We start from the raw sequence: 24,796 nt of genomic DNA, 5'->3' as shown, positions 1-24,796 counted from the left end.
TCCGGGGCTGGACGATAACAGCTGGCGGGCGAGAGGCCCGCCCCACGCGGATCGATAGGAGGCCGCGCACTCCACAACCACCGCAAGAAGCGGCCGTTCTCCCTGGCCTTCTCCTCAGAAGTGGGTCGCGCTGCTGAAGTTGAAGCCGTTTACCCGCAACGCCGGCGCCCATGCGTGGCCGTCGAGCACCCCCTCGCTCCCGATCATGTCCACGTTGCTAAGGGCTTCCAGGATGCTCTGGGTGAACCGCATGTTCTTCAGCCCGCCCACGATCTGGCCGTCTTCAATCAGGAATGTGCCGTCACGTGTCATCCCTGTGAATACCGTGCGCACGGGATGCACCATGTTCGTGTAATGGAAGCGAGTGACGAGGACGCCGCGTTCCGTGGCGGCGATCATCTCCTGAAGCGAATACTCGCCGGTGTTCATGAACAGGTGCGAAGGCACGGGTCCCCAGGAGTTCGGCGCGGGCAAAGCGTGCCCGGTGTTCACTGCGCCCTCTTCGCGCGCCGCGGTGAAGGAATCATAGGGGAGGGCGGTGAGGATCCCGTTGGTGATGATGTCCACTCGCTGCCGGGTGACGCCCTCATAGTCGAAGGGCATCCGGTTGCCGCGCGGGTCCCAGCCATCGTCCCAGATGCTGATGTTCTCCCCACAGACCTTCTCGCCCATATGCCCGGAGGTGAATGACCGCTGCTCCTGGTGCGCGAGTGAGTGTAGGTCGTAGATCCCCAGCATGTAGAGCATGTCGCAGACAGCGAGGGGTTCGAGAATCACTGTATACGCGCCGGGTTCGAGGTCTCGTGGGCCGGCAGACTCCAGGGCCTTGCGTGCGGCGACCTCGGCAATCTCCCGCGGGTTTATTCGCGTCACGTCCTCGCTTTCGGCCTGGGCGAAGCCGCTGGAATCAGCGGCCTGCATGAGCACCGTTGCGCCGGCCCCGCTGCGTTCGAAGTAGCTGCGGATGCCCAGGGAATTGGCGACACAGACCGCGGTGTGCCCGGTGGAGAACCGGCCGGCGGCCCGCAGGTCATTGGCGCGGGCGATGTCCAGCATGGTGCGCACGGCTTCGGCGCGCTGGGCCGGGTCGCAGTCTATGGTTGCCTGGACTGGCTGAACATCGGACTCGCGGTGATCCCCCGATGGCGCAGGAAGAGAGACGAACTCCTCGTTGGGTTCGGAGTTGCGGGCGACTTCGAGAGCCTTCGCGGCCAGATCTTTGAGCGCCTGCGGCGAGGTGTCGTTGCCCGACACCACTCCCACGCGCTTCCCCACCACGGCGCGGACACGGACGCCGGTATCGGTTTCGGCCACATTCTGGTGGATCGTGTTGTTGGCGAAACGCGTCAATGCTTCGTCGCCGGCGAAGATGAGTACCTCGGTCTGGTCGGCTGTGGATGCCGCCAGCACCTGTTCGGCGATGTCCTGAATCTGCTCTCGGCGCATCATCTACTGATCGCCTCCGCGCTGCGTCATCGCGCCACACTGGACCGACCGGAATCTGGCAGGGGCGACGCCATGCCCTACTCGCGCCGTTTGCATGGGTTCGCCTTTGCCACAGTTGGGCACTCCCCAGATGCGCCATTCATTGGGGGCTCTCCCCGAGATGGCGTCGCACGAGGCCCAAAACTCCGGGGTGATCCCGTTGTAGGTGGGATTTCGGTACATCTGTCCCAGTTCGCCGTTCACGATCTCGAAGGCGACCTCGGTGCCGAACTGGAAGTTGAGGCGACGATCGTCGATACTCCACGAGGTGTTCGTGCACAGGAGGAAGCCGTGGTCGGTGTCGGCGATGATCTCCTCGAGGGTCCAGTCGCCGGGCAGCAGGTTGATATTGGTCATACGGATCAGCGGGATGCGGGCCCAACCGTCGGCGCGCATGGAGCCCTGGCTGGCCTGGCCGATAATCGGCGCTGTCTCGCGCGAGGTCAGGTAGCCTGTGAAAATCCCTTTTTCCACGATCATGGTGCGCTGGCCGGGCACGCCCTCGTCATCATAGGCAAAGCTCCCCAGTCCGCCGTCGAGGGTGGCGTCCGCAGTGATGTTGACGATCTCCGAGCCGTACCTGAAGCCGCTGTTCAGCTTGTCCAGTGTCAGAAAGCTGGTCCCGGCAAACCCCGCTTCCGTACCGAGGACGCGGTCGAGTTCGATGGGATGACCGCAGGATTCATGGACCTGCAGGGCGAGCTGGGGTCCGTCGAGGATGATGTCGAAGCATCCCTCGGGGAAGTGGGGCGCGGACAGGAGCGCATTGGCCTCCCGGGCAATATCGGCGGCATGGCCAGGCAGGTCAAGCTCCTCCACAAGCTCCCAGCCCCGGCAGGCCATCTGTCCGCCGTGTGATGCCGGATATGAGCGCCGCTGGGTCTCGGAGCCATCCGCGGCGGTTGCCTCGATGCCCGCGCCTGTCTCGATGCGCTCCTGGTAGATCTCGCTGCCCTCAGAACTCGCGAAAAACTGCTCCTGTCGCGAAATGAGCAGCAGGCCCTGGCGCAGGACTACATCCGCTGCCTCGGCCATGCGCCTGTCGCAGTCCAACAGGAGCTCCACTCGTTTCGCCATTGGCACCTCGAAGGGATCTTGCTTCGCGGTGTGGGGAACATGATCGATCACCGGATTCAGGCAGGACAGGACCACCGGCTCGTCGAGAGTTGGTGCGCCGGCCTTGCCGATTTCCACGGCTTTGCGAGCGGTGTCGGCCAGAGCGCTTTCGGTCAGTTCGCTGGTGGCGGCGAAACCCCAGGCGCCACCGGCGATAACCCGGACGCCGATCCCTCGGTCAGTGGAGGAAGTGACCCCGTCCACCGAACCGTTCTTCGTCTCGACGGATTCCTCGCGCCGGAATACAAACCGGGCGTCGGCATACGACGCGCCGGCGTTGATCGCGGCATCCACCGCAATGCGGCAGAGCTTGTCCATGCGGCGTCACCTCCAGGACCGCCACGCAGGGGCGGCGAAGACCAACATTCCACGCGTGAGGGCGGGGGACCTCCGCCGGTCAGGTGTGCAGGGGCAGAGCCCCGCCTTGAAGGCCACCCGCCTGCTCACGAAGAACCGTCTGAACATTCCGCGCGACTGCGCGAGACTGACGGAGGTGCCCCCGTGAAACCCCTGGAGATGTTCCACGCCACACTGCGGGGCGAGAAGACCCCGCGCCTGCTTGCCATGCCCATTTTCATGATCTACGCGGCTCAGCTCGAGGGCGAAAGCTACGCGGACTACGTGCAGGACTACCGTGTCCTCGTGCGGTGCCAGTTGCGCCTGGTGGAGGAGTTCGGGATCGACTGCGTGTCCTGCTGCTCCGACCCGGTACGGGAAACGGCGGATTGCGGCGCGGAACTGCTCTACCTGGACGACGGGCCGCCGCGTGCGGTGAGCTACGTGCTGGAGGACAAGGCGACCCTCGCCCACCTGAAGCGCCCGAATCCGCTGGGTGGGGGACGAATGCACGACCGCGTGAAAGCCTGTGAACTGTTCCGGGAAAAGGTGGGCGGCGAGGTGCCGGTTCTGGGGTGGATCGAAGGACCGATGGCGGAAGCGGCGGACTTGCGGGACATGTCGGCGCTGATGATGGACTTCTATGATGACCCGGGCTTCGTGGAGGACCTGTTCGACTGGATTACGGAGATGGAGATCGAGTTCGCGCTGGCCCAGATTGATGCGGGCGCGGACTTCATCGGGCTGGGAGACGCCGCGGCGTCGCTGGTGTCGGCGGACCTGTACGCCGAGTACATCCTGCCGCGGGAGCAGCGGATCATACAGGCGATCCGGGATGCGGGGGCGGTGACGCGGTTGCACATCTGCGGTCGGACGACCCAACTGCTGCCCCATTTCGCAGCAACGGGGGCGGAGATTGTGGAGCTTGACGCGCCTACGGATATAACCCACGCGCGGGAGCTGATCGGACCGGATGTGGTGCTGATGGGTAACTTCGACCCGGTGAGGGAATTGTACCGGTCAACGCCGGAGAAGGTGCTGGAGGCGTGCGCGGAGAGCCACCGAGTGCTTGGAGACCCGTACATTCTGGCGGCAGGATGTGAGGTTCCGCCTGGTACACCGAGAGAGAATATCGAGGCGATGTTTGAGTATGCGCGCTGGGGGAGGCGGGACTAAAAAGCCTTATCAATAACCTTGACAGTAATACACTCAACATTTATAATCCGGGCATGATATGGAGCGAGCGTTGACTCGCCTGACGCCGGGCATCGCGACCAAGTATCGCTGTGGCGCGTGCCCTCACTTTCTGTCAGTCCGGAAAGGTGTGTTCATCCATGGCAAAAGCGGTGGGAATTGACCTAGGCACGACGAACTCCTGTGTCGCGGTTGTGGAAGCGGGGGAGCCCACTGTCATCGTGAACTCCGATGGCGGCCGCACCACCCCGTCGGTGGTTTCGTTCTCGAAGACCGGGGAGCGCCTTGTTGGCCAGACGGCCAAGCGTCAGGCGATCCTCAACCCGGAGCGCACCATCAGCTCGATCAAGCGCGTGATGGGCACCCGTCACACGACCACGATTGACGGCAAGGATTATACGCCCGAGCAGATTTCGGCGATGATCCTGTCCAAGATCAAGGCAGACGCCGAGGCGTACCTGGGCGAGCCGGTAAAGCAAGCGGTCATTACGGTGCCCGCATATTTCAACGATACTCAGCGCACCGCCACCAAACAAGCGGGGGAGATCGCCGGGCTCGAAGTACTGCGCATCATCAACGAGCCGACGGCGGCGGCGTTGGCATACGGCTGGAAGACCACGGAGAAGAAGGAAGCCACGATTATGGTCTATGACCTGGGTGGCGGGACTTTCGACGTCTCAATCCTGGACATCGAAGTTGGCACTGATGAGCGCGATGCGTACCAGGTGCTTGCCACGTCGGGGGACACCCACCTGGGCGGGGATGATTTCGACCAGCGGATCATCGATTACGTGGCGGAGGAGTTCAAGAAGGAGAACGGCGTTGACCTGCGCAAGGACCGGCAGGCGCTCCAGCGGCTGAAGGAAGCGGCGGAGAAGGCCAAGTGCGAGTTGTCCTCGCAGGTGACCACCTCCATCAGCCTGCCCTTCATCACTTCTGTGGATGGTGAGGGCCCGAAGCACCTGGAGATGACCCTGACTCGGGCGAAGCTCGAGGAGTTGATCGGCGACCTGGTGCAGAAGACCCAGGTGTCGGTTGAGGACGCCATGAAGGAAGCGGGCTTGAAGTACGGCGAGGTGGATGAGGTCATTCTCGTGGGCGGATCGACCCGCATCCCGATGGTGCAGGAGATGGTCCGCAAGCTCACCGGAAAGGAGCCGAAGAAGGGCATCAATCCGGACGAGGTTGTGGCGGTTGGCGCTGCGATCCAGGCGGCAGTGCTTTCGGGTGACGAGACCCAGGACATCGTTCTGATGGACGTTACCCCGCTGACGCTGGGAGTGGAGACGCTGGGCGACGTCATGGACCCGGTGATCCAGCGCAACACCAATATTCCGACCCGGGAGACCCGCACCTACAGTACCGCAAGCGACATGCAGACCACGGTTGAGGTGCACGTGCTGCAAGGCGAGCGTCCGCGGGCCAGCCAGAACAAGTCTCTGGGTCGGTTCCACCTCACGGGCATCCCACCCGCTCCGCGGGGCATGCCGAAGATCGAGGTCACCTTCGACATCGACGCCAACGGCATCCTGAACGTGTCGGCCCAGGACAAGGCCACAGGCAAGCAGCAGTCGATCACCATTACCGGCTCGGGCCAGCTGTCAGACGAAGAAGTGAAGAGGATGGTGCAGGAGGCCGAGGCCCACGCGGCTGAGGACAAGAAGTTCAAAGAACTGGCAGACGCCCGCAACCAGGGCGACCAGGTTGCCTACCAGCTGGAGAAGACGCTGAATGAGCTTGGGGACAAGGTTGCCGAGTCCGACCGGACCGCGATCAAGGAGAAGATCGAGGCCCTGCGCGAGAGTGTGAAAGGTGAGGACGCGGCGGCGATCCGGGCGGCTATCGATGCGGTGAACCAGGAGTTCTCGCAAGTGTCCCAGCGGATGTATGAGCAGGCCAGCAGCGCCGGACCCGCGCCTGAGCCGGGACCTGCGGCAACAGGGGCGCCTCATGCGTCTTCAGTGGGTGACGACGTGATCGAGGGCGAGTTCGAGGCGGAAGACAAGTAGCCGCATTGGGTACAGGCACCAGGTCCGGGTGAGGCTCGGACCTGGATGCCGGGGCCCGCTCTGCAATAGACGGCGTGGGTGGGCACGATGAAGCAACGAGTCGCTGTGCATGGGGCACTGGCATCAAGTTCGCACACGGCGCGAGCTGGGATGCCAGTCCCCCAAGTCAGGGGTAGCAGGTGATGCGACGTGGCCTATCTGGATCGGCGATATGAGGACATTGCCCGGCTGCGAGTTCGGCTGCGATCCCTACTGGACGAGGCCTTCCCGGTCCAGCCTGCTCCGGTTGGCCGGCGGTGGACGCCGCCAGCGGACATCCGCGCCACCGAAGATGGCATCGTGGTGGAGCTTGAGGTCTGCGGAATGACCCGGGAGAGCATCAATGTGGTGCTCGACGGCAACGTGTTGACGATTGACGGCATGCGGGAACGCGACGGTGAGGGCGAGCAGTTTCTGGTGGCTGAGCGGCCGGCGGGGAGGTTTTCCAGGTCCTTCAGCCTGGCCTTCGAGCCTTCAGAGGTCAATGCGGCCCTGGAGGCGGGCGTGCTGACAGTGGTGGCGCGGCGGTGAGGCGGACCTGCGGAGCATGAATCGGCCAGGAAGAGATGGCAGGCGGTGAGACATGCGCTTCGGTGATGTGCTGGAATTGCAGGAGCAATTCGACCGGGTTTTCCGGGACGCTATCGCGGCAGGCAAGTCGCGGCCGGCGGCCCCGTCATTCGCGCCGCCGACCGACGTCACGCGGACGGCTGACGAGTATATCGTCCGGTGCGACGTCCCCGGAGTGACCGCGGAGAGCGTGCGCGTGGTGGCTGACGAGGGCGTGCTGAGGGTGGCGGGTAAGAGGCAACCGCCTGTGGGCAGGCTGCTCAGGTCAGAGCGGAAGGCCGGGTCCTTCGCGAGGGTCATTCCGCTGCCCTCGGATGCGGATGTGTCGAAGGTGTCCGCGAGTCTGAAACAGGGCGTGCTCACGGTGAAGGTGGGGCGTCTGGAGGCAAGGCCGAAGGGGCCGGTGGAGGTTCCAATCCGGGTCGAGAACGGGTAGACGGATGGAGCGCGAAACAACGAAATACAGCGGCGAGATCCTATGGACGCGACAGTAGATTTCTACGAATTGCTTGGCGTGCGGCGAGATGCGTCTCCGGATGAAATCAAGAAGGCGTACCGCAAGCTCGCGCGCAAGTATCACCCCGACGTGAACCCGGGGGACAAGGCGGCTGAAGAAAAGTACAAGCAGATCAGCCAGGCCTTCGAGGTGCTCAACGACCCGGAAAAGCGGAGGAAGTATGATCAGTTCGGGACCGCCTGGCAACAGGCCCAGCAAAGCGGGCAGTGGCAGGGCGGCGACGTCCGGGACTTTGTGTACACCAACTTCGGAGCGGGGACATTCGAGGAGATTTTCGGCAGTATTTTCGGGGATTTCGGGCGGTCGTCGGGAAGGCAAAGAGCGCGGGTGCAGCCCCAGCCGCAACGTGGCGCGAACATTGCGCACGAGCTGACGCTGACCTTCGCCGAAGCCGTACGCGGAACCCAGAAAGAGCTCAACCTGAGCATCGCGGACGTCTGCCCCGAGTGCGGCGGTGTCGGCGGGAAGACCCAGACCTGCCCCACCTGTGGCGGCACGGGGCAGAGCGCGCGCAGCGGGATCTTCGGCATGGCGGGGGCCTGCCCGCACTGCCAGGGAACCGGAGAAATGGTCGTATCTCAGTGCCCGAAATGTCGGGGCGGCGGTGAGGTCCTGCGGGAGCGGCAGATCAAGGTGAAGGTGCCGCCCGGGGTCAAGACCGGGAGCAAGATCCGGCTGGCCGGCGAGGGTGGCCGCGGCATCAATGGCGGCCCAAATGGCGACCTGATCCTCCAAATCAAGGTGCAGGAACACCCGTTCTTCCAACGCGTGGGGGATGATGTGGAGGTCGAGGTCCCGATATCCTTCACGGAGGCGGCCCTGGGTGCCAAGATCAGTGTGCCCACGGTTGACGGCCAGGTGAGTCTGAAGATCCCACCCGGGACCAAGAGCGGTCAGAAGTTCCGGCTGCGCGGACAGGGACCCCAGATACCTGGAAGCCGCAATCGCGCCGACCAGTTCGTCCGCGTGGCCATCGTCCCTCCGCGGCGCCTGAGCAAGGAGCAGCGGGAGCTTCTGGAGGAACTGGAGCGGGTGACGGATGAGGATCCGCGGGCGGACCTGCCGACGACTTTGAAGTGAGACGACCTGGATGTGGAGGTAACATATGACGCACGCCAATGACGAGCCGGTGTACTACATCAGTGTGGCCGCGCGGCTGGTTCAGTGCCACCCCCAGACCTTGCGGACGTACGAGCGGCTGGGCCTGGTGAACCCCAGGCGCACCCGGAGCAATGTGCGCCTGTACTCCCAACGCGATATCGAGCGACTCGGGCAGATCCAGCGGCTCACCCAGGAACTCGGGGTGAATCTGGCCGGGGTGGAAATCGTGCTCAAGCTGCTGGATCAGATCGAGCAGCAGCAGATGGAGATCGAACGTCTGCGGGATCTGATCGAGCATGGCCCGAAGAGCCTGCCGGCAAGCCGTGGAGTCCGCGTTGAGATTCAGACTGAGGAGCAGCCGAGGCAATTCTGAGCCCCCAGGGGAGCAGGAAAAAGCGGCCGGGCCGGTGGGCTGGGTACAGGAGGCTGGTTTCAGCCCGGGCTTCGGCGACACGAACGCGGATCCTGCAGCGGCCAAGCTGCGCGCGAGCGGAATCCCCGTGCACAGCATTCCGACGTTCACCCTCGGGGCGTACGTGAGCGGAGCGAGGATTGCTCCGATGCGTGTGATGGTTCCAGAGGACCGGGCGCACGAGGCGCCGGCACTGCTGCGCGAGAACGAAGACGCGATCGGTAACAGCGACCCATGACACATGCCCCGCGGTGGCGAGCGAGGGCTTCGAAGCGAAGTGAGAACCCATGGATTTCGAGCGATTGACCAACGCAGCGAAGGAAGTCGTTGCACACAGCCAGCAACTGCTGCAGCGGTATAAGCACAACCAACTGGACGCCGAGCATATCCTGCTGGCGATGCTGGAGCAAGAGAAAGGCACGGTTCCGCGGATTCTCGCGGAACAGGGCGTGGATGTCGACCGGTTGACGCACCAGGTTGAGCGCGAGCTGGGCAGCCGGCCCCAGGTGCAGGTGGGCGGCGGAGACACCCAGCAGATCTACATAACCCCGCACACCAGCCGGATCTTCGACAAGGCGTGGGAAGTGTGCCAGCGTTTTGGCGACCAGTTCATCGCCACCGAGCACTTGTTTCTGGCGATCCTCGAGGACGGGCAGACCCCGGCAGCGCGAATACTCACCTCGGCGGGAGTCACCATCGAGACTACCCTCAAGGCCCTGCAGGGCCTGCGGGGGAGCCACTCAGTGACAGACGCGGGCGCCGAGTCCAAGTACGAAGCCTTGAAGCGATTCTCGCGGGACCTGACGGCCCTGGCGCGAGAGGGCAAGCTGGACCCGGTGATCGGGCGCGAGAAGGAGATCAAGCGGCTCATCCAGGTGCTGTCGCGACGCACCAAGAACAACCCGGTGCTTATCGGGGACGCGGGGGTTGGCAAGACCGCGGTGGTGGAGGGGCTGGCACAGGAAATCGTCAGCGGCAACGTGCCGGAGATGCTGCAGAACCGGAAGCTGGTTGCGCTGGACCTGGCGAGCATGGTGGCGGGGAGCAAGTACCGAGGCGAGTTTGAGGAGCGGCTGAAGGGCGTTATCGACGAAATCCGCGCCGCGCAGGGCGAGATCATCGTCTTCATCGACGAGATACACACGGTGGTTGGCGCCGGGGCTGCCGAAGGCGCGATGGATGCTTCGAATATGCTCAAGCCGGCCCTGGCAAGGGGCGAGATGCGGTGCATCGGCGCGACCACGCTGGATGAATACCGGGAGAACATCGAAAAGGACCCGGCGCTGGAGCGACGGTTCCAACCGGTGTTCGTCGACGAGCCCAGTGTCGAGGACACGGTGAAGATCCTGGAAGGGTTGCGGTCGCGGTACGAGGAGCACCACGGGGTGCGCATATCCGACGAGGCCCTGCTGGCCGCGGCACAACTGTCGGACCGGTACATTTCCGACCGCAAGATGCCGGACAAGGCCATCGACCTTGTGGACGAGGCGGCGAGCAAGCTGCGCATCGAGACCTACGACTTGCCACCGAAGCCCGAAGCGATCCGGGAGGAAATCCAGCGACTCACCCAACAGGGCCAGGATGCCGCTGCGCAGGGGCGGTATGAGGAAGCACACCGGATCAAGGCGCAGATCGACGACCTTACGGCGCGGCTACCTGTCGCGGAAGAGAAGTGGGCCGGGGTGGAGCAACTGGACGATGTGGTGGATGCCGAAGACATTGCGCAGATCGTCTCGGAATGGACCGGTATCCCGGTCACGCGGATGTTTGAAGAAGAAGCGCAGAAGCTGCTGCGCATGGAAGAGCGGCTGCATCGCCGGGTGAAGGGACAGGATGAGGCGGTGGTGGCGATCTCCGAAGCGATCCGGCGTTCGCGCGCCGGTCTGAGCGATCCGCGGCGGCCGATCGGCTCCTTCATCTTCCTGGGGCCGACCGGGGTCGGGAAGACCGAGCTTGCCAAGGCGCTTGCCGAGTTCCTGTTCGACGACGAGGATGCCATGGTTCGCATCGACATGAGCGAGTACATGGAGCGGCACGCAGTGTCGCGGCTCATCGGCGCGCCCCCGGGGTATGTGGGCTATGAGGAAGGCGGGCAGCTCACAGAAGCGGTGCGGCGCAGGCCGTACCGGGTGATCCTGCTGGATGAGATTGAGAAGGCGCACCCGGATGTCTTCAACATACTGTTGCAGATTCTTGAGGACGGGCGGCTCACTGACAACACCGGGCGTGTTGTGAACTTCAACAACACGGTTCTGATCATGACCTCGAACGTGGGCAGCCAGTTTATCAGCCCGCCCCAGCCTGACTGGGACGCGGAGAGACGCCAGGAGCACTATGAGCAAATGCGCGACGAAGTGGTGGCCGCGCTGCGGGACGTGTTCCGGCCGGAGTTGCTGAACCGGATCGACGAGATCGTGGTCTTCCACGCACTCACTGAAGCCGAGATACTGGAGATCGTGGACCTGATGGTGGAGCGGGTGAGGAAGGCCCTGGAGCAGAGGGGAATGTCGCTGCAGCTGACGGATGCGGCGAGGCGGCTGCTGGCGAGCGAGGGGTACGACCCGGCATACGGTGCGAGACCCTTGCGGCGGGTGATCCAGAAACAGGTGGAGAATCCGATTTCCAGCGCGATCCTGCGGGGCGAGTTTGCCGAAGGCGACACCATCCAGGTGGATGCTCAGGAGGGCGCCATCAAGCTACGCCTGGTGGTAGCGGAGGGGCAGGAGGGCTGAGGCCCCCTGTCAGTGTCGCACGCAAGAAAGAGACCGAATGAAAGGCATGTGGTAGCTTGCTCTGGATGAAGGTTGTGCTTGCGGGGATAATCGGTGCTGCGGTGGGCTACGGTCTGCACAGAGCCTCGGCGTGTGCAGGAGGCGGGTGACCGATGACCAGCAATCCGGTGGTGGCCGTCCTGATGGGCGCCGCAATCGGTGTGCTGTTCGCCCTCGGCGGGGGCGAAGGAAGCGGGAAGTGACCTGACAAAAGGCATCGCGAGATGGGGCGGGTTGGGGCGTGTTAGCACTGGCCGCATGGGAGTGCTAAGAGCTTGCATGCGGATGCCAAAACGGGTATGATTACGCACCCGGCGTGAGTGCTGCCGGCCGGCATGAGGCTCGACGCGGGCGCTTGCCGCCCGCTCTCAATTGCTGCAATAGGGGCTGCAGAAAAAACGAAGGGAGGTGCGCATTACGGCTCTCAAAGTTCTAGGCAACCGCGTTCTTGTGCGCCCTGACGAGGCAGAGTCCACCCAGGGCGGGATCTACTTGCCCGAAAGCGCGAAGAAGAAGCCGCAGTTCGGGATCGTCGTTGCAGTGGGAGAAGGTCGCCGTCTGGACAACGGCAGCCTAGTGGCGCCTGACGTGAAGGAAGGCGACCACGTGATGTTCGCGAAGTACGGTGGAACCGAGATCAAGTCGGATGGTGAGGAACTCATCATCATCGACGCCGACATGATCTACGCCACGCTCGAAGACGACGAGTAATCTGCCCCCGTAATGGCCGGCGGATCTCGCGCGTGGCCGAGTGAGTGGTGTGCAGAAGAGATGACCACAAGGAGACGGTGAAGTTATGCCACCCAAGGAGATACTGTACGACGAGAGTGCGCGCCGGGCGCTGGAGCGCGGTGCGAACATCGTTGCCGATGCGGTCAAGGTGACGCTTGGACCAGCCGGCCGCAATGTCCTGGTGCAGAAGAAGTTCGGGTCCCCCACCATCACCAAGGACGGTGTGACGGTGGCCAAGGAGATCGAGCTGAAGGACCGGTTCGAGAACATGGGCGCCCAGCTTCTCAAGGAAGTGGCGTCGAAGACCAACGACGTGGCAGGCGACGGAACCACCACCGCCACGGTTCTCGCGCAGTCCATGCTCCGGGCGGGCCTGAAGGCCATTGCCGCCGGAGCCAATCCAATGTTCGTGAAGCGCGGGATGGACAAGGCAGTAGCCGCGACTATCGAGAAGATGCGGAGCATGGCCGTTGAGGTCAAGACCCCGGACCAAATGCGCAATGTGGCATCGATCGCGGGGAACTCCGAGCTGATTGGCGCGATGGTTGCCGACGCGATGACCGAAGTGGGCAAGGACGGGGTCATCACCGTCGAGGAGTCCAAGAGTATCGAGGACCGGCTGGAACTTGTCGAGGGGATGCAGTTTGATAAGGGCTACCTGTCCCCGTATATGATGACCAACCGCGAAAGTCTCTCGGCGGTGCTCGAGGAGCCCTACATCCTCCTGTATGAGAAGAAGATCAGCGTCGCGATGGACATCATCCCGCTGCTTGAGCAGGTGCTTCAGGCCGGGCGTCCACTGCTGATCATCTGCGAAGACGTGGAGGGCGAGGCACTGGCGACCCTGGTCGTGAACAAGCTGCGCGGTGCGCTGAACGCCGTAGCAGTCAAAGCCCCCGGTTTCGGCGACCGCCGGAAGGCCATGCTCGAGGACATCGCGATCCTCACTGGCGGGACCTTCATCACCGAGGACCTCGGCCTGAAGCTTGACAGCATCCGGCTGGATCAGCTCGGCCGGGCGGGCCGCGTTACCGTGACCGCCGACGATACCACCATCGTCGAGGGTGCGGGAAGCCCCGCGTCCATCAAGGGCCGCATCGAGCAGATTCGCCGACAGATCGCCGAGACGGATTCCGACTACGACCGCGAGAAACTCGAGGAGCGCCTGGCCAAGCTGTCGGGCGGCGTTGCGGTTATCGAGGTCGGCGCAGCCACAGAGACGGAACTGAAGGAGAAGAAGCACCGGTTCGAGGACGCGCTGTCGGCTACCCGCGCAGCGGTGGAGGAGGGTATCATCGCCGGCGGCGGCGCAGCTCTCCTGCATTCGGCGGCGGCGCTGGATGAGCTGGAAGTCACCGACGAGGACGAGAAGATCGGTGTGGAGATTATCCGCAGCGCCCTGGCGCAGCCGATGCGCATGATCGCCGAGAACGGCGGCTTCGAGGGTTCGGTCATCGTCGCCCAGGCATTGAAGAAGGGCGCGAAGACAGGGTTCAACGCAGTCACCGGCGAGTTCGAAGACATGATCAAGGCCGGGATTACCGACCCGTTGAAGGTCACCCGCTCGGCGCTTGAGAATGCCGCAAGCATCGCCAGCATGGTGCTGACCACCGAGAGCATTCTCGCAGAGATCGAGAAGGAAGAGCCGCCGACACCATCCCCCGATATGGGTGGCATGGGTGGCATGGGTGGCATGGGCGGCATGATGTAGCGTTCCATCTGCACAGGAGGGGACGGCTAACCCGTCCCCTCCCCCCTCACCTCAATGATACCCCTATCCGACAACATCCGTTCGCGCAGCGTCCCCTACGTCAATGTTGCGATCATACTCGTCTGTATCGCCCTGTTCGTGTACGAGTGGGTGGACCGGGGCTTCGCGGAACGCATGGCCTTCAAGCCTGCCTACCTGTTTTCGCGAGAGCTACTGGCGGTCGGGCCTGCCTTCGCGTTCCAGACGCTTCTCGTCTCCATCTTCCTGCACGGCGGTCTTCTGCACATCGGTTCGAACATGCTGGCTCTGTGGGTCTTCGGCGACAACGTCGAGGACCGTATGGGGCATATCCGCTACCTGATCTTCTACCTGTTCTGCGGGATCGTTGCCACGCTGGCGCACAGCCTGTCGGCGGTGTTCGGGCTCCTGGTGAACCCGATGCTGCTTGACCGGGGCCTGGTGGGCGCCAGCGGTGCGATCGCCGGGGTGATGGGCGCTTATTTCGTGCTGGTGCCCGGGGCGTCAATCCGGACGCTGGTGGTGCTGGTGATCTTCATCACGATCCTGGAGATCCCGTCGGGCTTCTTCATCTTCCTGTGGTTTGTGCTTCAGTTGTTCGCCGGCCTGGGGAGTATACTCGGGCCAGGTGCGGCGGTGGCCTACTGGGCGCACATTGGCGGGTTCGTGACGGGGTATATCATCGCGCGGGGGATGAACAGGCCGCGCAAGCGCCCCTTGCCCCGGATCATTGAGATGGACGTGCGGGACCTGTAGGACAAACCCCGAAGCGGCAGATACGATGAGGGCGAGGGAGTGACCCCTCGCCCTTCGTGGTTATGCTGACCGGGTGGGAGGCGGGGCTACTTCGGTCCCGGCAGTTCGGCGACGGATGCGTCGATGTCCTCCTGCGGCAGGACATAGTCGGTCAACTTTCCGGAGAAGTAGGCATCGTAGCCCGCCAGATCCAGCAGCCCGTGGCCGCTCCAGTTGAAGAGAATGACTCGCTCTTCGCCGGCTTCCTTTGCCTTCTCGGCCTCCACGATAGCCGCCCGGATGGCGTGAGATGTTTCGGGTGCCGAAATCCAGCCCTCGGTCCGCGCGAACAAGACCGCGGCCTCGTAGCACTCGAGTTGGTGATATGCCTGGGCCTCGATGACGCCCTCGTTCACCAGCAAGGACACCAGCGGGGCAGCGCCGTGATAGCGCAGACCGCCGGCGTGGATGGGCGCGGGCACGAACCCGTGGCCCAGGGTGTACATGCGCAGGAGCGGGGTCATGCCTGCGGTGTCGCCAAAGTCATAGGCGTAGGGCGCGCGGGTGAGGGTGGGTGATGCGGTGGGTTCGGATGCGATGATGCGTACCGGCTTGCCGTCCACCAGCTTGTCATGGGCGAAGGGGAAGCTGAGGCCGGCGAAATTGGAGCCGCCGCCGTGGCAGCCGATCACCACGTCCGGGTACTCTCCTGCGATTTCCATCTGTTTCTTGGCTTCCAGGCCGATGACGGTCTGGTGCAGCATGACATGGTTGAGCACGCTGCCCAGAGAGTAGTGGGTGTCCTCCCGGGCCACGGCGTCCTCGATGGCCTCCGAGATGGCGATGCCCAGCGAACCCGGGGAGTCCGGGGTCTCGGCGAGGATCTTGCGCCCGAAAGCGGTGCGGTCGCTGGGGCTGGGATAGCAGGTCGCACCCCAGGTGTTCATCATCAAGCGACGGTAGGGCTTCTGCTCGTAGCTGATGCGCACCATGTAGACGACGCACTCGATGCCGAACATCTGGCAGGCCATGGAAAGAGCGCAGCCCCACTGACCGGCGCCGGTCTCGGTAGTGATTCGGGTGATGCCTTCCTGCTTGTTATAGTAGGCCTGCGCCACGGCGGTATTCGGCTTGTGGCTTCCCGCCGGGCTGACTCCCTCGAGCTTGTAGTAGATGTGTGCCGGGGTGTCCAGAGCCTTCTCCAGCGCGTAAGCCCGGTAGACAGGGGACGGCCGCCAGAGCTTGTAGATCTCCGCGACTTCGTCGGGGATCTCGAACCATTTCTGAGGGCTCATCTCCTGCTCGAGCAATGCCATGGGGAACAGCGGCGCCATATCTTCGGGGCCGATCGGCTGGCCGGTTCCCGGGTGCAACGGCGGGTCCAAGGGCCTGGGCAGGTCTGCCTGGATGTTGTACCACTTGTCGGGCAACTCGCTGACGGGCAAGTCAATCCTGCGTTCGCTCACCGGTACGTCCTCCTGTTCGGTGGTTTGGGTCGGGCTCTCCAGAAGCCTGCTCTCCGGCAGATCCGCTCAAGCTCTCCAACCTGGCGAATTGACAGATTATACATCATCTGAGAGGATTACTGCGCGCAATTTGGCGCTGATGCCACCATGGTGCATCCAGGACCGCGAAACCTGATGAAGCAGTGCCTGTACGATCTGAATATTGATGAGCTGTCGGCCTGGCTGCGTGAGCGCGGTGAGAAGCCTTTTCGCGCGAAGCAGATATTTGAGTGGGCCTACGGCAAGAACGCGCCGAGTTTCTCGGTGATGACGAACCTGCCTGCCGCGCTGCGGGAGACGCTGAGTGAGGCCTTCAGTATCGGCCCAATCGAGCCGGCGGCGATTTCGACTGGACGCGACGCCACCAAGCTGCTGCTGCCCATGCCCGGCGGCGGCGAAGTGGAATGCGTGCGCATCCACATGGGCGGGACATACACGGCCTGCCTGTCCTCGCAGGTGGGATGCGCGGTAGGCTGCGCTTTCTGCGCAACCGGGCAGATGCGGTGCGAGCGCAGCCTGGACTCGGCGGAAATGATCCAGCAGTTCGTGACCTTGCGCGGCCTGGGCGAGCCCATTTCGAACGTGGTCTTCATGGGGATGGGCGAGCCCTTCCACAACTACGCGAATACGGTGGCTGCTGTGCGCAGGCTCGTGGATCCGCAGGCTTTCGGCATGTCGCCCTCCCGCATCACCATATCCACGGCGGGCGTAGCTCCGATGATCCACAGGTACGCGCAGGAGGGTCTGGCAACGGAGCTTGCTGTATCCCTCAATGCACCGGACGATACCCTGCGGCGCCGGCTGATGCCGGGAGTCGCGCGCTGGCCCATCGCTGACATACTGAGCGCCTGCGCGGAGTTCAGCAAGGCCCATGGGGGGCAGCCGGTGACCTTCGCGTATGTGCTGATCGACGGCGTGAACGACGATCTGGATCATGCGAAGGCGCTGGGGGAACTGCTCACCGGGCAGCCGCACCATCTGAATGTGATCCCGCTCAACCCGGTGGCCCACACGACCATGAAGGCTCCGGATCGTGACCGCGCCTGGGCGTTCATCCACCAGTGCCGCAGGTACCGGCTCAATGTAAGCCTGCGCCGAAGCAAGGGCGCGGAGAGCGATGCCGCCTGTGGTCAACTGCGCACCAACACCCGCCTGGAGAAGCCCGAAGGCGCGCCGACAATTACCGAGGAGGAATCTCCGCATGATCACCAGCCTGGACGGAATCCTCGACGCAATCCGCGAGCATCCAAGGCAGACCGTGGCCGTGGCGGTGGCAGCCCAGGCCAGCGTAGTCGAAGCGGTCAAGACCGCTCGAGACCGGGACATCGTGGGGGCGGTGCTGGTCGGAAACCGCGCCGAGATTGAGCGGCTCTGCGAAGAGGCAGGACTGAGCGGCGACGGCGTGGAAATCGTGGATGAGCCGGACGATCTGAAGGCCGCCCGGACGGCCTGTCTCACGGTGCGCGAGGGCCGAGCGGATATCCTGATGAAGGGGCATATCCACACGGACGACTTCCTGCGGGCGCTGTTATCTCGAGAGACCGGGTTGCGCACGGACACCATCATGTCCCACGTGTTCATCCTGGAAACCACTCGCCGGGGAAAACTGACACTGGTGACGGATGCGGCGATGAATATTGCGCCGGATTTGGAGGGCAAGGCGGAAATCATCCTGAACGCGGTGTATCTTGCCAACTGCCTTGGGATCGACGACCCGAAGGTAGGCGTGCTCGCGGCAACGGAGCAGGTCAACCCGAAGATGCAGGCCACTCTCGACGCGGCGGCGCTGCACGCCATGGAGCACCGGAACCAGTTCCCGACTTGCCGGGTTGACGGTCCGCTGGCGCTGGACAATGCGGTGAGCGTTGAGGCGGCGAGGGAGAAGAAGATACCCGGTGACGTGGCGGGCGACTGCGATATACTGGTCTGCCCGAACATCGAAGCCGGGAACATTCTGGCGAAGTCCTTTGTCTTCCTTGGTGGTGGGAGATTGGCGGGGGTGCTTGTGGGTGCGGCTGCCCCGGTGGTCCTGACCTCCAGGGCCGATTCGGCCGAGGCGAAGATGTACTCCATCGCCGCGGCGGTGCTCATGGCCGGCCTGCAGAGAACCGGCAGGCTGAAGATAGGACGAGTTCATTTCTAGAAAACAGGAGCGAACCGATGCGCAGAGGGTTCACACTGATTGAGTTGCTCGTGGTGATCGCGATCATCGCGATCCTGGCTGCGATCCTGTTCCCGGTATTCGCCCGAGCGCGGGAAGCGGCGCGGCGTACATCATGTGTCTCGAACCTGCGGCAGCTTGGGCTCGCGGCCCACATGTACGCCCAGGATTTCGACGAGATGATGCCCTGCGACTACCACGCCTGCAACAGCAGCACCACACATTCGCGATTGGTGGCGCAGATACTGCCGTACATCAAGAATCGGCAGATTATGTACTGCCCGTCGGCCAGCAAGATCGCAACCTGGATGCCGGACTTCGTGGCGACGGACGCGAACATCGCGGCGGGGAACATCAGCTACTACTGCTTCAGCTATGACCAGGCGCCGGGGACCGTTGCGCCCGCAAAGCCCAACTGGAGCACCTGGGTCTGCTGGGGCTTTCTGAGCTCAAACTACGGCAATTTCCCGCGGGTGATGACCGAGTCGTGGGACAGCCAGTCGTGGCTGTTCTCGGATGGCTGGTGCAAGCTGACCCGGGAACAGCACGGGGTCACGCTGCACGACTCCCATAATGGCTCGATCAACATCTGTTACCTCGACGGTCATGTCAAGTTCCAGGGTGGCGAGGTACGGCAGGTGTTCAAGTAGGAGGGCGGCGGGTGGCGCTGCTACGAAAAGCAGTGCTCCACCGAAGAAGCACCACGCGCCGGGGCGCGTCTTCCGGTTCACGGCGGCAGGTCAGGTCACGGGTGTGCTCGCCGTCAAGAGCACGCGACCCGTGACAGTCTGTGGTGTGGCATCTGAAAAAGGACGGCGTCGCGGGCAAGCCCGCTCCTACAATGTGTTGGGTCGGGTGGCACTGAACGACAGTGCTCCACCGACGAAGCACCCCGCGTCGGGGCGCGTCTTCCGGTTCACGGCGGCAGGTCAGGTCACGGGTGTGCTCGCCGTCCAGAGCACGGGACCCGTGACAGTCTGTGGTGTGGCATCTGAAAAAGGACGGCGTCGCGGGCAAGCCCGCTCCTACAATGTGTTGGGTCGGGTGGCGACAAACGGCGCCGCAACAATGTGTTCGAGCGGGTCCGTTACCCGAACAGCTTGCCGATCTCGTCCTGGTCGAAGCGGGGGAGGCGGGTTTCGGCGCCATCCGTCACGAGTATGCAGCCGGTTCCTGGCTCCGTGACCGCGCCGATGACGGCGCAGGGAATCTGCCGGCGCGCGCAGGCTTCGATGATGGTCGAGGCGTCTCCTGGCGCCGCGGCGATGAGTAGCGCCCCGGAGGCGATCAGGCCCAGCGGGTCCAGTCCGAAATGAGCGCAAAGCGCGCGGGTCTCGGGGAAGACCGGCAGCGCGTCCCCATCCACCCGCATCCCCACACCGGCGGCGTCCGCAAGTTCCCAAATCCCCGTGGCCACTCCCCCCTCTGTCGGGTCGTGCATGGCGTGAACCGGCGCGGCGAGACTTGCGGCACGCGCCTCGTCCAGAACACAGATCCCCGGCTCGTGCAGCATCCCCGCGCACCGATTGATGAACGGCCCCTCGAAGCCGGCAGATAGCAGTTCCGCGCGCTTCTCCCGGGCGATGAGCGACGTTCCCTCCACGGCGATGCCCTTGGTGAGCAGGAGCGCATCGCCGGGCTTCGCGCCCCCACTGGTGACCAGGCGATCCACGGGCACGTCCCCGACCATCCCGCAGACGATGATGGGCCGGTCCAGACCGTGGGTGACTTCGGTGTGCCCGCCGACCAGCAGCACGCCGTGGCGCGCGCAGGCCTGGCGCAGTTGTCTGAAGATGTCGCGGACGAGCGCCTCGGTGGTGGTGGTTTCGGGCAGCAGGAGGGTGGCCACGAGCCAGCGGGGCAGGCCGCCCGCGCAGGCGATGTCATTCACGTTCACGGTCACCGCGTAGTGCCCAATCTCGTCGGTGGCGAAGGTGATGGGGTCGCTCTTCAGGAGCAGGTAGTACGGTGCGCCGATGTCCAGCACAGCGACATCGCAGCCGATTCCCGAGCCCACGACGACGCCGGGGTCCCGGGGCAGGTCACCGATGAGCTCGGCGAGCAGGTGCATGTCGAGCTTCCCCACGGGGAGGGTGCGGTCGTCCACGGGTTTCACCCCATGCGCAACCGGACAGGCGCGGGGCCTGTCCGGAGAGTGGATGCGCGGCGCGGTGCGTCAATTGTCGGCGATGCAGATGATGTGGACCAGGTCGGCGGCGCTATCCAGGATCAGATCGGCTCCAGCGGTGACGAAGGCCTCGCGCTCGGTCCTGGCGGTAAGCACGCCGCAGGTGAATGTCCGCGCGGCCTTGCCCACCTGGATGTCGGTGATGTGATCGCCGACCATGAGCGCGCCGGAGGGCTCGACCTCAAGCCGCGCCAGTGCCAGCAGCAGGTGTTCCGGGTCGGGCTTGACCCGCGCCACGTCGTCCCGGGTCAGCAGGACGTCGTGGTGCAGGTGATGGTTCTCCGTGACGGCCCGCACCCCTCGGCGGCAGTTGCGGGTCACAATTCCCACCCGCAGCCCCCGTGTGCGCAGGGCGTTCAGCATCTCCTGGATGCCCGGGTACGGTCGCGCGCCTGGGCAGGTCAGCATTTCCACGTCTTCCAGAATCTGCGCCGCCTCGCGCCGGTATTCATCCACCGCGCCGTTGCCGGACGCAAGTTTGGCCGCCGCGTGGTCGATGAGCTCCAAAACATAGCGGTCCCGGTCCATGCCCTCTTCCCACAGACCCCAGGACTTGATGTGCTCCACGGTCCGGCGGCGCATTTCGGCGAAGTCGATCTCCGTCTCCGCCAGCGTGCCGTCGAAGTCGAACACCACGGCGCGGATCTGCTCCAACTGTCCGGCGGTCATCCTGCGGGCATCACTCACTCCGCGCGGCCCTTGGCCTCGCGCAGGATATCGCTGATCTCACGGTGCAGGCGCTGGTATTCGCCGAGATCTCCGGATGACAGGGCCTGCTGGGCCTGCCCGTCCAGTTGCAGGGCTTTGTCGAGCAGTTGCAGCACATTGCCCGCGGGCGGACGCGGGGCGTCGATCTCCGTGGTCGGTTTTGCGGCCGGGGCATTGGCGCCGGGTTCGCCGAAGAGCTTGCGCAGGGCGTCTTCGAGGTCATCACCAAGCGCGACCCTCTTGTTGTGGACCAGGACCACGAGCTTGAGCTCAGGAATGGCGCTGACCGAGCCCGCGATGTAGATCGGTTCGGCGTAGAGCAGGGAGTCCTCGACCGGGATCACCAGCATATTGCCGCGGATGATGGTCGAGCCCTTCTGGCTCCAGAGGGTCTGGCGCTCGGAGAACCCGCGGTTCTGGCTGACCCGTGTCTCAACCTGCATCGGGCCCTCAACCAGGACGCTCTTGGGCATCTTGAAGCAGACGAGTTCGCCATACCTGTCGCCATCGCACCGGGCGGCCATCCAGGCCACCATATTGCGGTCCTCGCGGCCACGGAGGGTGAAGGGGATCATGAGCAGGAACTCCTCGCGGTCCTCGCCGGGGAGCTTCATGATCACGTAGTAGGCCTCCACCATGCGCGGTTCGGCTGCGTAGAGCTCGGTGGCGATGGACCAGCTGTCCTCGCGCTGGTAGAAGGTCTTCGCGTCGCGCATGTGGTAGTCGGCGTACATTTCGGCCTGCACCATGAACAGAAGCTGCGGGTAGCGGAAATGTTCGCGCACCTTCGCCGGGGCAGGCTCGGTCTTGAAGAGCGTCGGGAAGATCTTCTGGTAGCACTTCACCATCGGGTCCGCGTCGTCCACCACGTAGAACTCGGGGATGCCGTCGTAGGCATCCACGGTGACCTTGATGGAGTTGCGCAGATAGTTGACCGGCACCACCCTGTGTGGGGTGGAGTACGGGTACATGCGGGTGTAGGTGTAGACATCGTTGATCCAGGTGAGCCTCCCGTCGATGATGCAGATGTACGGGTCCGGATCGCAGATGGCGAAGTAGGGCATCAAAGCCTGGATGCGCTCGGGCAAGGTGCGGTTGATGATGACCTTGCTGTCCTTGTTGAGAGACTGGGTGAGCAGCAGGTTCAGATCGTGGAAGCGCGCGAAGAAGGCCAGGCGGCGGAAAAAGCCGCCGATGGGGACGCCGCTCTTGCCGGAGTAGTTGTGGTAGGCGTTGCTGTCGGCGCCCGTGGCATTGGGGTCATCACTGGCGCCCTGGGCGAGACGCGGGTAGTGCAGTTCCTTCTCTTCGGTGTTCACCAGGACGAAGTCCTCGATCTTCGCGAGGGGTTCGTCCATGAGTTTCTGGTCCGCGGCGCCGGGGCGGTCAGTCGCGGCTCCCGGACCGCCAGGGCCGTCAGGCTGCTGTTGCGCCTGGCCGCCTTCGGGTTCGGGGGTGCCGGCGCGCTCCCTGCGGTCAATGCGCTGGATGTACTCGATATACCGCGGGTGGATGCTGGCGTAGAAATAGATGCCCGCGCGGTCCTCGTCGATCTCCATGCCCTCAACGCTCTGGGGCGGGATGTCCTTGACCCACCATTTCGGCAGACCCTCGTCTGATTCCCCGCGCTCAATCTCCGAGACAGGCGCGGCGGCTACGCCGTAGCCGTGGGTGTACTGCAGGCGCTCGTTCACCCAGGATTTCGGTGGCGGGATCTTGTTGGAGTCGATCTGTCGCGGGGCCAGCATGACCTGGCGATAGCGGCCATCCACCGTATAGCGGTCTACGTCGACATCGGGGAAGTCATAGTAAGCCCGGAGCGCCTGGGTCTGGTCCATGGTGCGCTCCAATGGGCGGTGATCCCAAAGGCGGATATTGTCGATGGTGCCCCGGTTTGCTTCGATGTCCTTCCAGGTCAACTGCCCGCTCACATCGTGTATACGGTTGTCGATGCCCGCCAGGTCGAAAGCCTTATTGGTCGCCGCGATGTTGTACTCAATGAACCGCTGCTCTTTCTCGAGCTGAGTGGGCAGGACCACGAGCTTTTGCACCAGCGCCGGGTAGACGCTGCCGCCGAGCATGGAGAAGAGGATGACCACCGCAAGTGCCCCTACCGGCCAGAAGAGGCGGCGAGAGCGGATCTGGCTGAGAATCACCACGGCCGCGATGACGCAAAGGGCCATGAGAGCGTACATGACCGGCATACGACCGTAGACGTCGGCATACGCAGCGCCGGAGAAGGAGCCGCCGCGCCGGGAGAAGACCAGGGCCAGCATGTCCAGGTGGTAGCCCCAGACCTTGAGAAGCAGAGCGACGGCCACCAGCGAGTAGACGTGGGCGCGGGCCCGGCCGATGGTCTGAATGGTATTGCCGGCGATGCGGATCGCTTCCTGGTAGAGATGAACCAGTGTGGAGGTGACCAGGGCGATGATCACGCCGTAGAACGCGGTGCGGTAGACGTACTGCAGGAAGGACAGCTTGAACACGTAGAAGCCTGCGTCGCGGTTGAAGAGTGGGTCGGTGTCGCCGAAGTCTACGGCATGGGTGAACTGCAGCCACGGCAGCCACTTGCTGCTGGCCACGAGTCCCGCCATGAGCCCCGCGATGAGGGCGAAGACGAGCAGCGCCTTGTCGGCGTACTCCTCCACCTGTGCGCGCTCTTCCTCGGGCATGAGGCGCTTGCCGATCAGCGTGACGTTAGCCGGCAGGGGCTTGCGGGCGATGCGCAGGTTGATCCAGATCCAGGCGAAAAACAGGACACCGACCACGAGGCCCAGAACGACGCGGGTCCACAGGATGGTGCTGAAAACGGCGGGCTGGCCCATGACGCCGAACCAGAGATAGTCGGTCCACAGGGTCAGGGCTTTGGCGATGAGGATCAGCAGGAAGATGACCCCGAAGACCCAACTGAAAATGCGCGAAGAAAGCGTCACTGATCGTCCTCCATGTCTGCCTGGCCGGGTTCTGCGTCTTCATCAGCATCGCCCAGGTCCTCTTCGGCCCCCTCAAGGTCCCTGGACAACCCTAACTCAATAAGCTCGCGGAATTTCTCGACTTCGGCCTTCTCGTCAATCTCGTGGCGCAAGATCTGCGCTTCATCCAGCACCTGCTCGGCCACGTATATGTCCGCGTGCGCCCGGACCGCGAGAGCCAGGGCGTCACTGGGCCGGCTGTCCACCTGGACTTCCCTCTTGCCGTCAGAGAGCGTCAGAAGCGCGTAGAAGATTCGGTTTTCCAGTTTTGTCACATCAACGCGCACGATCTCGTACCCTACGGCAGCCAGTGCGTTGATAAACAGGTCGTGAGTGAGGGGGCGCTCGAAAACCTGCTCCTCAAGCTTCCAAGCGATCGCTGTTGCCTCGAACTGGCCGATCCAGATGGGCAGGAGCCGGTCTCCAGTGGGGTCCTCCAGCAGCACGAAGGCCTGCCCCTGCGGGTTCATCAGCACACGATGCACGTGCATCTCAACCATGGATCTCAACCCCTGC

The 24,796-nt window shown here is 63.8% G+C and carries 19 protein-coding genes; 12 read left to right on the top strand and 7 right to left on the bottom strand.

Annotated elements, in window-relative coordinates:
- Positions 1-114 precede the first annotated feature (114 nt).
- Both HPY44_06350 and HPY44_06345 read right to left on the bottom strand, forming a co-directional pair.
- Positions 115-1,449: a TldD/PmbA family protein gene (locus HPY44_06350; GenBank protein ID NSW55616.1), complete on the bottom strand. Its 1,335-nt coding sequence runs from the start codon at positions 1,447-1,449 to the stop codon at positions 115-117.
- Positions 1,450-2,919: a TldD/PmbA family protein gene (locus tag HPY44_06345; GenBank protein ID NSW55615.1), complete on the bottom strand. Its 1,470-nt coding sequence runs from the start codon at positions 2,917-2,919 to the stop codon at positions 1,450-1,452.
- A gap of 183 nt (positions 2,920-3,102) precedes the next feature.
- Between HPY44_06345 and HPY44_06340 the strand changes: the two genes are divergently transcribed.
- The 10 genes from HPY44_06340 (at position 3,103) to HPY44_06295 (ending at position 14,767) form a co-directional block, all read left to right on the top strand.
- Entirely contained in the window at positions 3,103-4,113 is a 1,011-nt protein-coding gene (locus HPY44_06340) for a uroporphyrinogen decarboxylase family protein (protein NSW55614.1), read from the top strand.
- 158 nt (positions 4,114-4,271) lie between these two features.
- Positions 4,272-6,140, top strand: coding sequence for a molecular chaperone DnaK (gene dnaK / locus HPY44_06335; GenBank protein NSW55613.1), 1,869 nt, complete (start codon positions 4,272-4,274; stop codon positions 6,138-6,140).
- A gap of 189 nt (positions 6,141-6,329) precedes the next feature.
- Positions 6,330-6,710: an Hsp20/alpha crystallin family protein gene (locus HPY44_06330; GenBank protein ID NSW55612.1), complete on the top strand. Its 381-nt coding sequence runs from the start codon at positions 6,330-6,332 to the stop codon at positions 6,708-6,710.
- A 52-nt stretch (positions 6,711-6,762) separates the two neighbouring features.
- The gene (locus HPY44_06325; GenBank protein NSW55611.1) at positions 6,763-7,185 is read left to right on the top strand and encodes an Hsp20/alpha crystallin family protein; all 423 of its coding nucleotides are present in this window, start codon (positions 6,763-6,765) and stop codon (positions 7,183-7,185) included.
- 42 nt (positions 7,186-7,227) lie between these two features.
- Entirely contained in the window at positions 7,228-8,346 is a 1,119-nt protein-coding gene (dnaJ, locus tag HPY44_06320; GenBank protein NSW55610.1) for a molecular chaperone DnaJ, read from the top strand.
- 25 nt (positions 8,347-8,371) lie between these two features.
- Complete coding sequence (locus HPY44_06315) at positions 8,372-8,740, top strand: MerR family transcriptional regulator (protein ID NSW55609.1); 369 nt, start codon at positions 8,372-8,374, stop codon at positions 8,738-8,740.
- A gap of 326 nt (positions 8,741-9,066) precedes the next feature.
- Complete coding sequence (locus HPY44_06310; GenBank protein NSW55608.1) at positions 9,067-11,511, top strand: AAA family ATPase; 2,445 nt, start codon at positions 9,067-9,069, stop codon at positions 11,509-11,511.
- A 426-nt stretch (positions 11,512-11,937) separates the two neighbouring features.
- The gene (locus HPY44_06305; protein ID NSW55607.1) at positions 11,938-12,261 is read left to right on the top strand and encodes a co-chaperone GroES; all 324 of its coding nucleotides are present in this window, start codon (positions 11,938-11,940) and stop codon (positions 12,259-12,261) included.
- Positions 12,262-12,346: 85 nt separating this feature from the next.
- On the top strand, positions 12,347-13,993 hold the full coding sequence (gene groL, locus HPY44_06300) for a chaperonin GroEL (protein NSW55606.1): 1,647 nt from the start codon (positions 12,347-12,349) through the stop codon (positions 13,991-13,993).
- 54 nt (positions 13,994-14,047) lie between these two features.
- Positions 14,048-14,767, top strand: coding sequence for a rhomboid family intramembrane serine protease (locus HPY44_06295; GenBank protein ID NSW55605.1), 720 nt, complete (start codon positions 14,048-14,050; stop codon positions 14,765-14,767).
- A gap of 86 nt (positions 14,768-14,853) precedes the next feature.
- Here the strand turns inward: HPY44_06295 and HPY44_06290 are convergent, their stop codons facing one another.
- On the bottom strand, positions 14,854-16,212 hold the full coding sequence (locus HPY44_06290; protein NSW55604.1) for a TrpB-like pyridoxal phosphate-dependent enzyme: 1,359 nt from the start codon (positions 16,210-16,212) through the stop codon (positions 14,854-14,856).
- A 1,243-nt stretch (positions 16,213-17,455) separates the two neighbouring features.
- On the opposite strand from HPY44_06290, the gene HPY44_06285 reads away from it, so the two are divergent.
- Both HPY44_06285 and HPY44_06280 read left to right on the top strand, forming a co-directional pair.
- Positions 17,456-18,394 (top strand): bifunctional enoyl-CoA hydratase/phosphate acetyltransferase, encoded by a 939-nt coding sequence (locus HPY44_06285; protein ID NSW55603.1) that lies wholly within the window; start codon positions 17,456-17,458, stop codon positions 18,392-18,394.
- 17 nt (positions 18,395-18,411) lie between these two features.
- Entirely contained in the window at positions 18,412-19,062 is a 651-nt protein-coding gene (locus HPY44_06280; protein NSW55602.1) for a DUF1559 domain-containing protein, read from the top strand.
- A gap of 437 nt (positions 19,063-19,499) precedes the next feature.
- Here the strand turns inward: HPY44_06280 and HPY44_06275 are convergent, their stop codons facing one another.
- The 4 genes from HPY44_06275 to HPY44_06260 all read right to left on the bottom strand — a co-directional run bounded on the left by HPY44_06275 (position 19,500) and on the right by HPY44_06260 (position 24,780).
- Complete coding sequence (locus tag HPY44_06275; GenBank protein NSW55601.1) at positions 19,500-20,483, bottom strand: hydrogenase expression protein; 984 nt, start codon at positions 20,481-20,483, stop codon at positions 19,500-19,502.
- Positions 20,484-20,588: 105 nt separating this feature from the next.
- Positions 20,589-21,287: an HAD-IA family hydrolase gene (locus HPY44_06270; GenBank protein NSW55600.1), complete on the bottom strand. Its 699-nt coding sequence runs from the start codon at positions 21,285-21,287 to the stop codon at positions 20,589-20,591.
- Positions 21,284-24,241 carry a UPF0182 family protein gene (locus HPY44_06265; protein ID NSW55599.1) on the bottom strand — a complete coding sequence of 986 codons (2,958 nt, stop codon included), beginning with the start codon at positions 24,239-24,241 and terminating at the stop codon, positions 21,284-21,286. The genes HPY44_06270 and HPY44_06265 overlap by 4 nt, the downstream gene beginning before the upstream one ends.
- Positions 24,238-24,780 (bottom strand): bifunctional nuclease family protein, encoded by a 543-nt coding sequence (locus HPY44_06260; protein ID NSW55598.1) that lies wholly within the window; start codon positions 24,778-24,780, stop codon positions 24,238-24,240. Before HPY44_06260 ends, HPY44_06265 begins: the two co-directional genes overlap by 4 nt.
- Positions 24,781-24,796: the final 16 nt, after the last annotated feature.

This window comes from Armatimonadota bacterium (assembly GCA_013314775.1).
Classification (GTDB): Bacteria; Armatimonadota; Zipacnadia; order Zipacnadales; family JABUFB01; genus JABUFB01.
The sequence above is the reverse complement of the archived record's forward strand: the minus strand, read 5'-3'. Positions and strand labels throughout refer to the sequence as shown.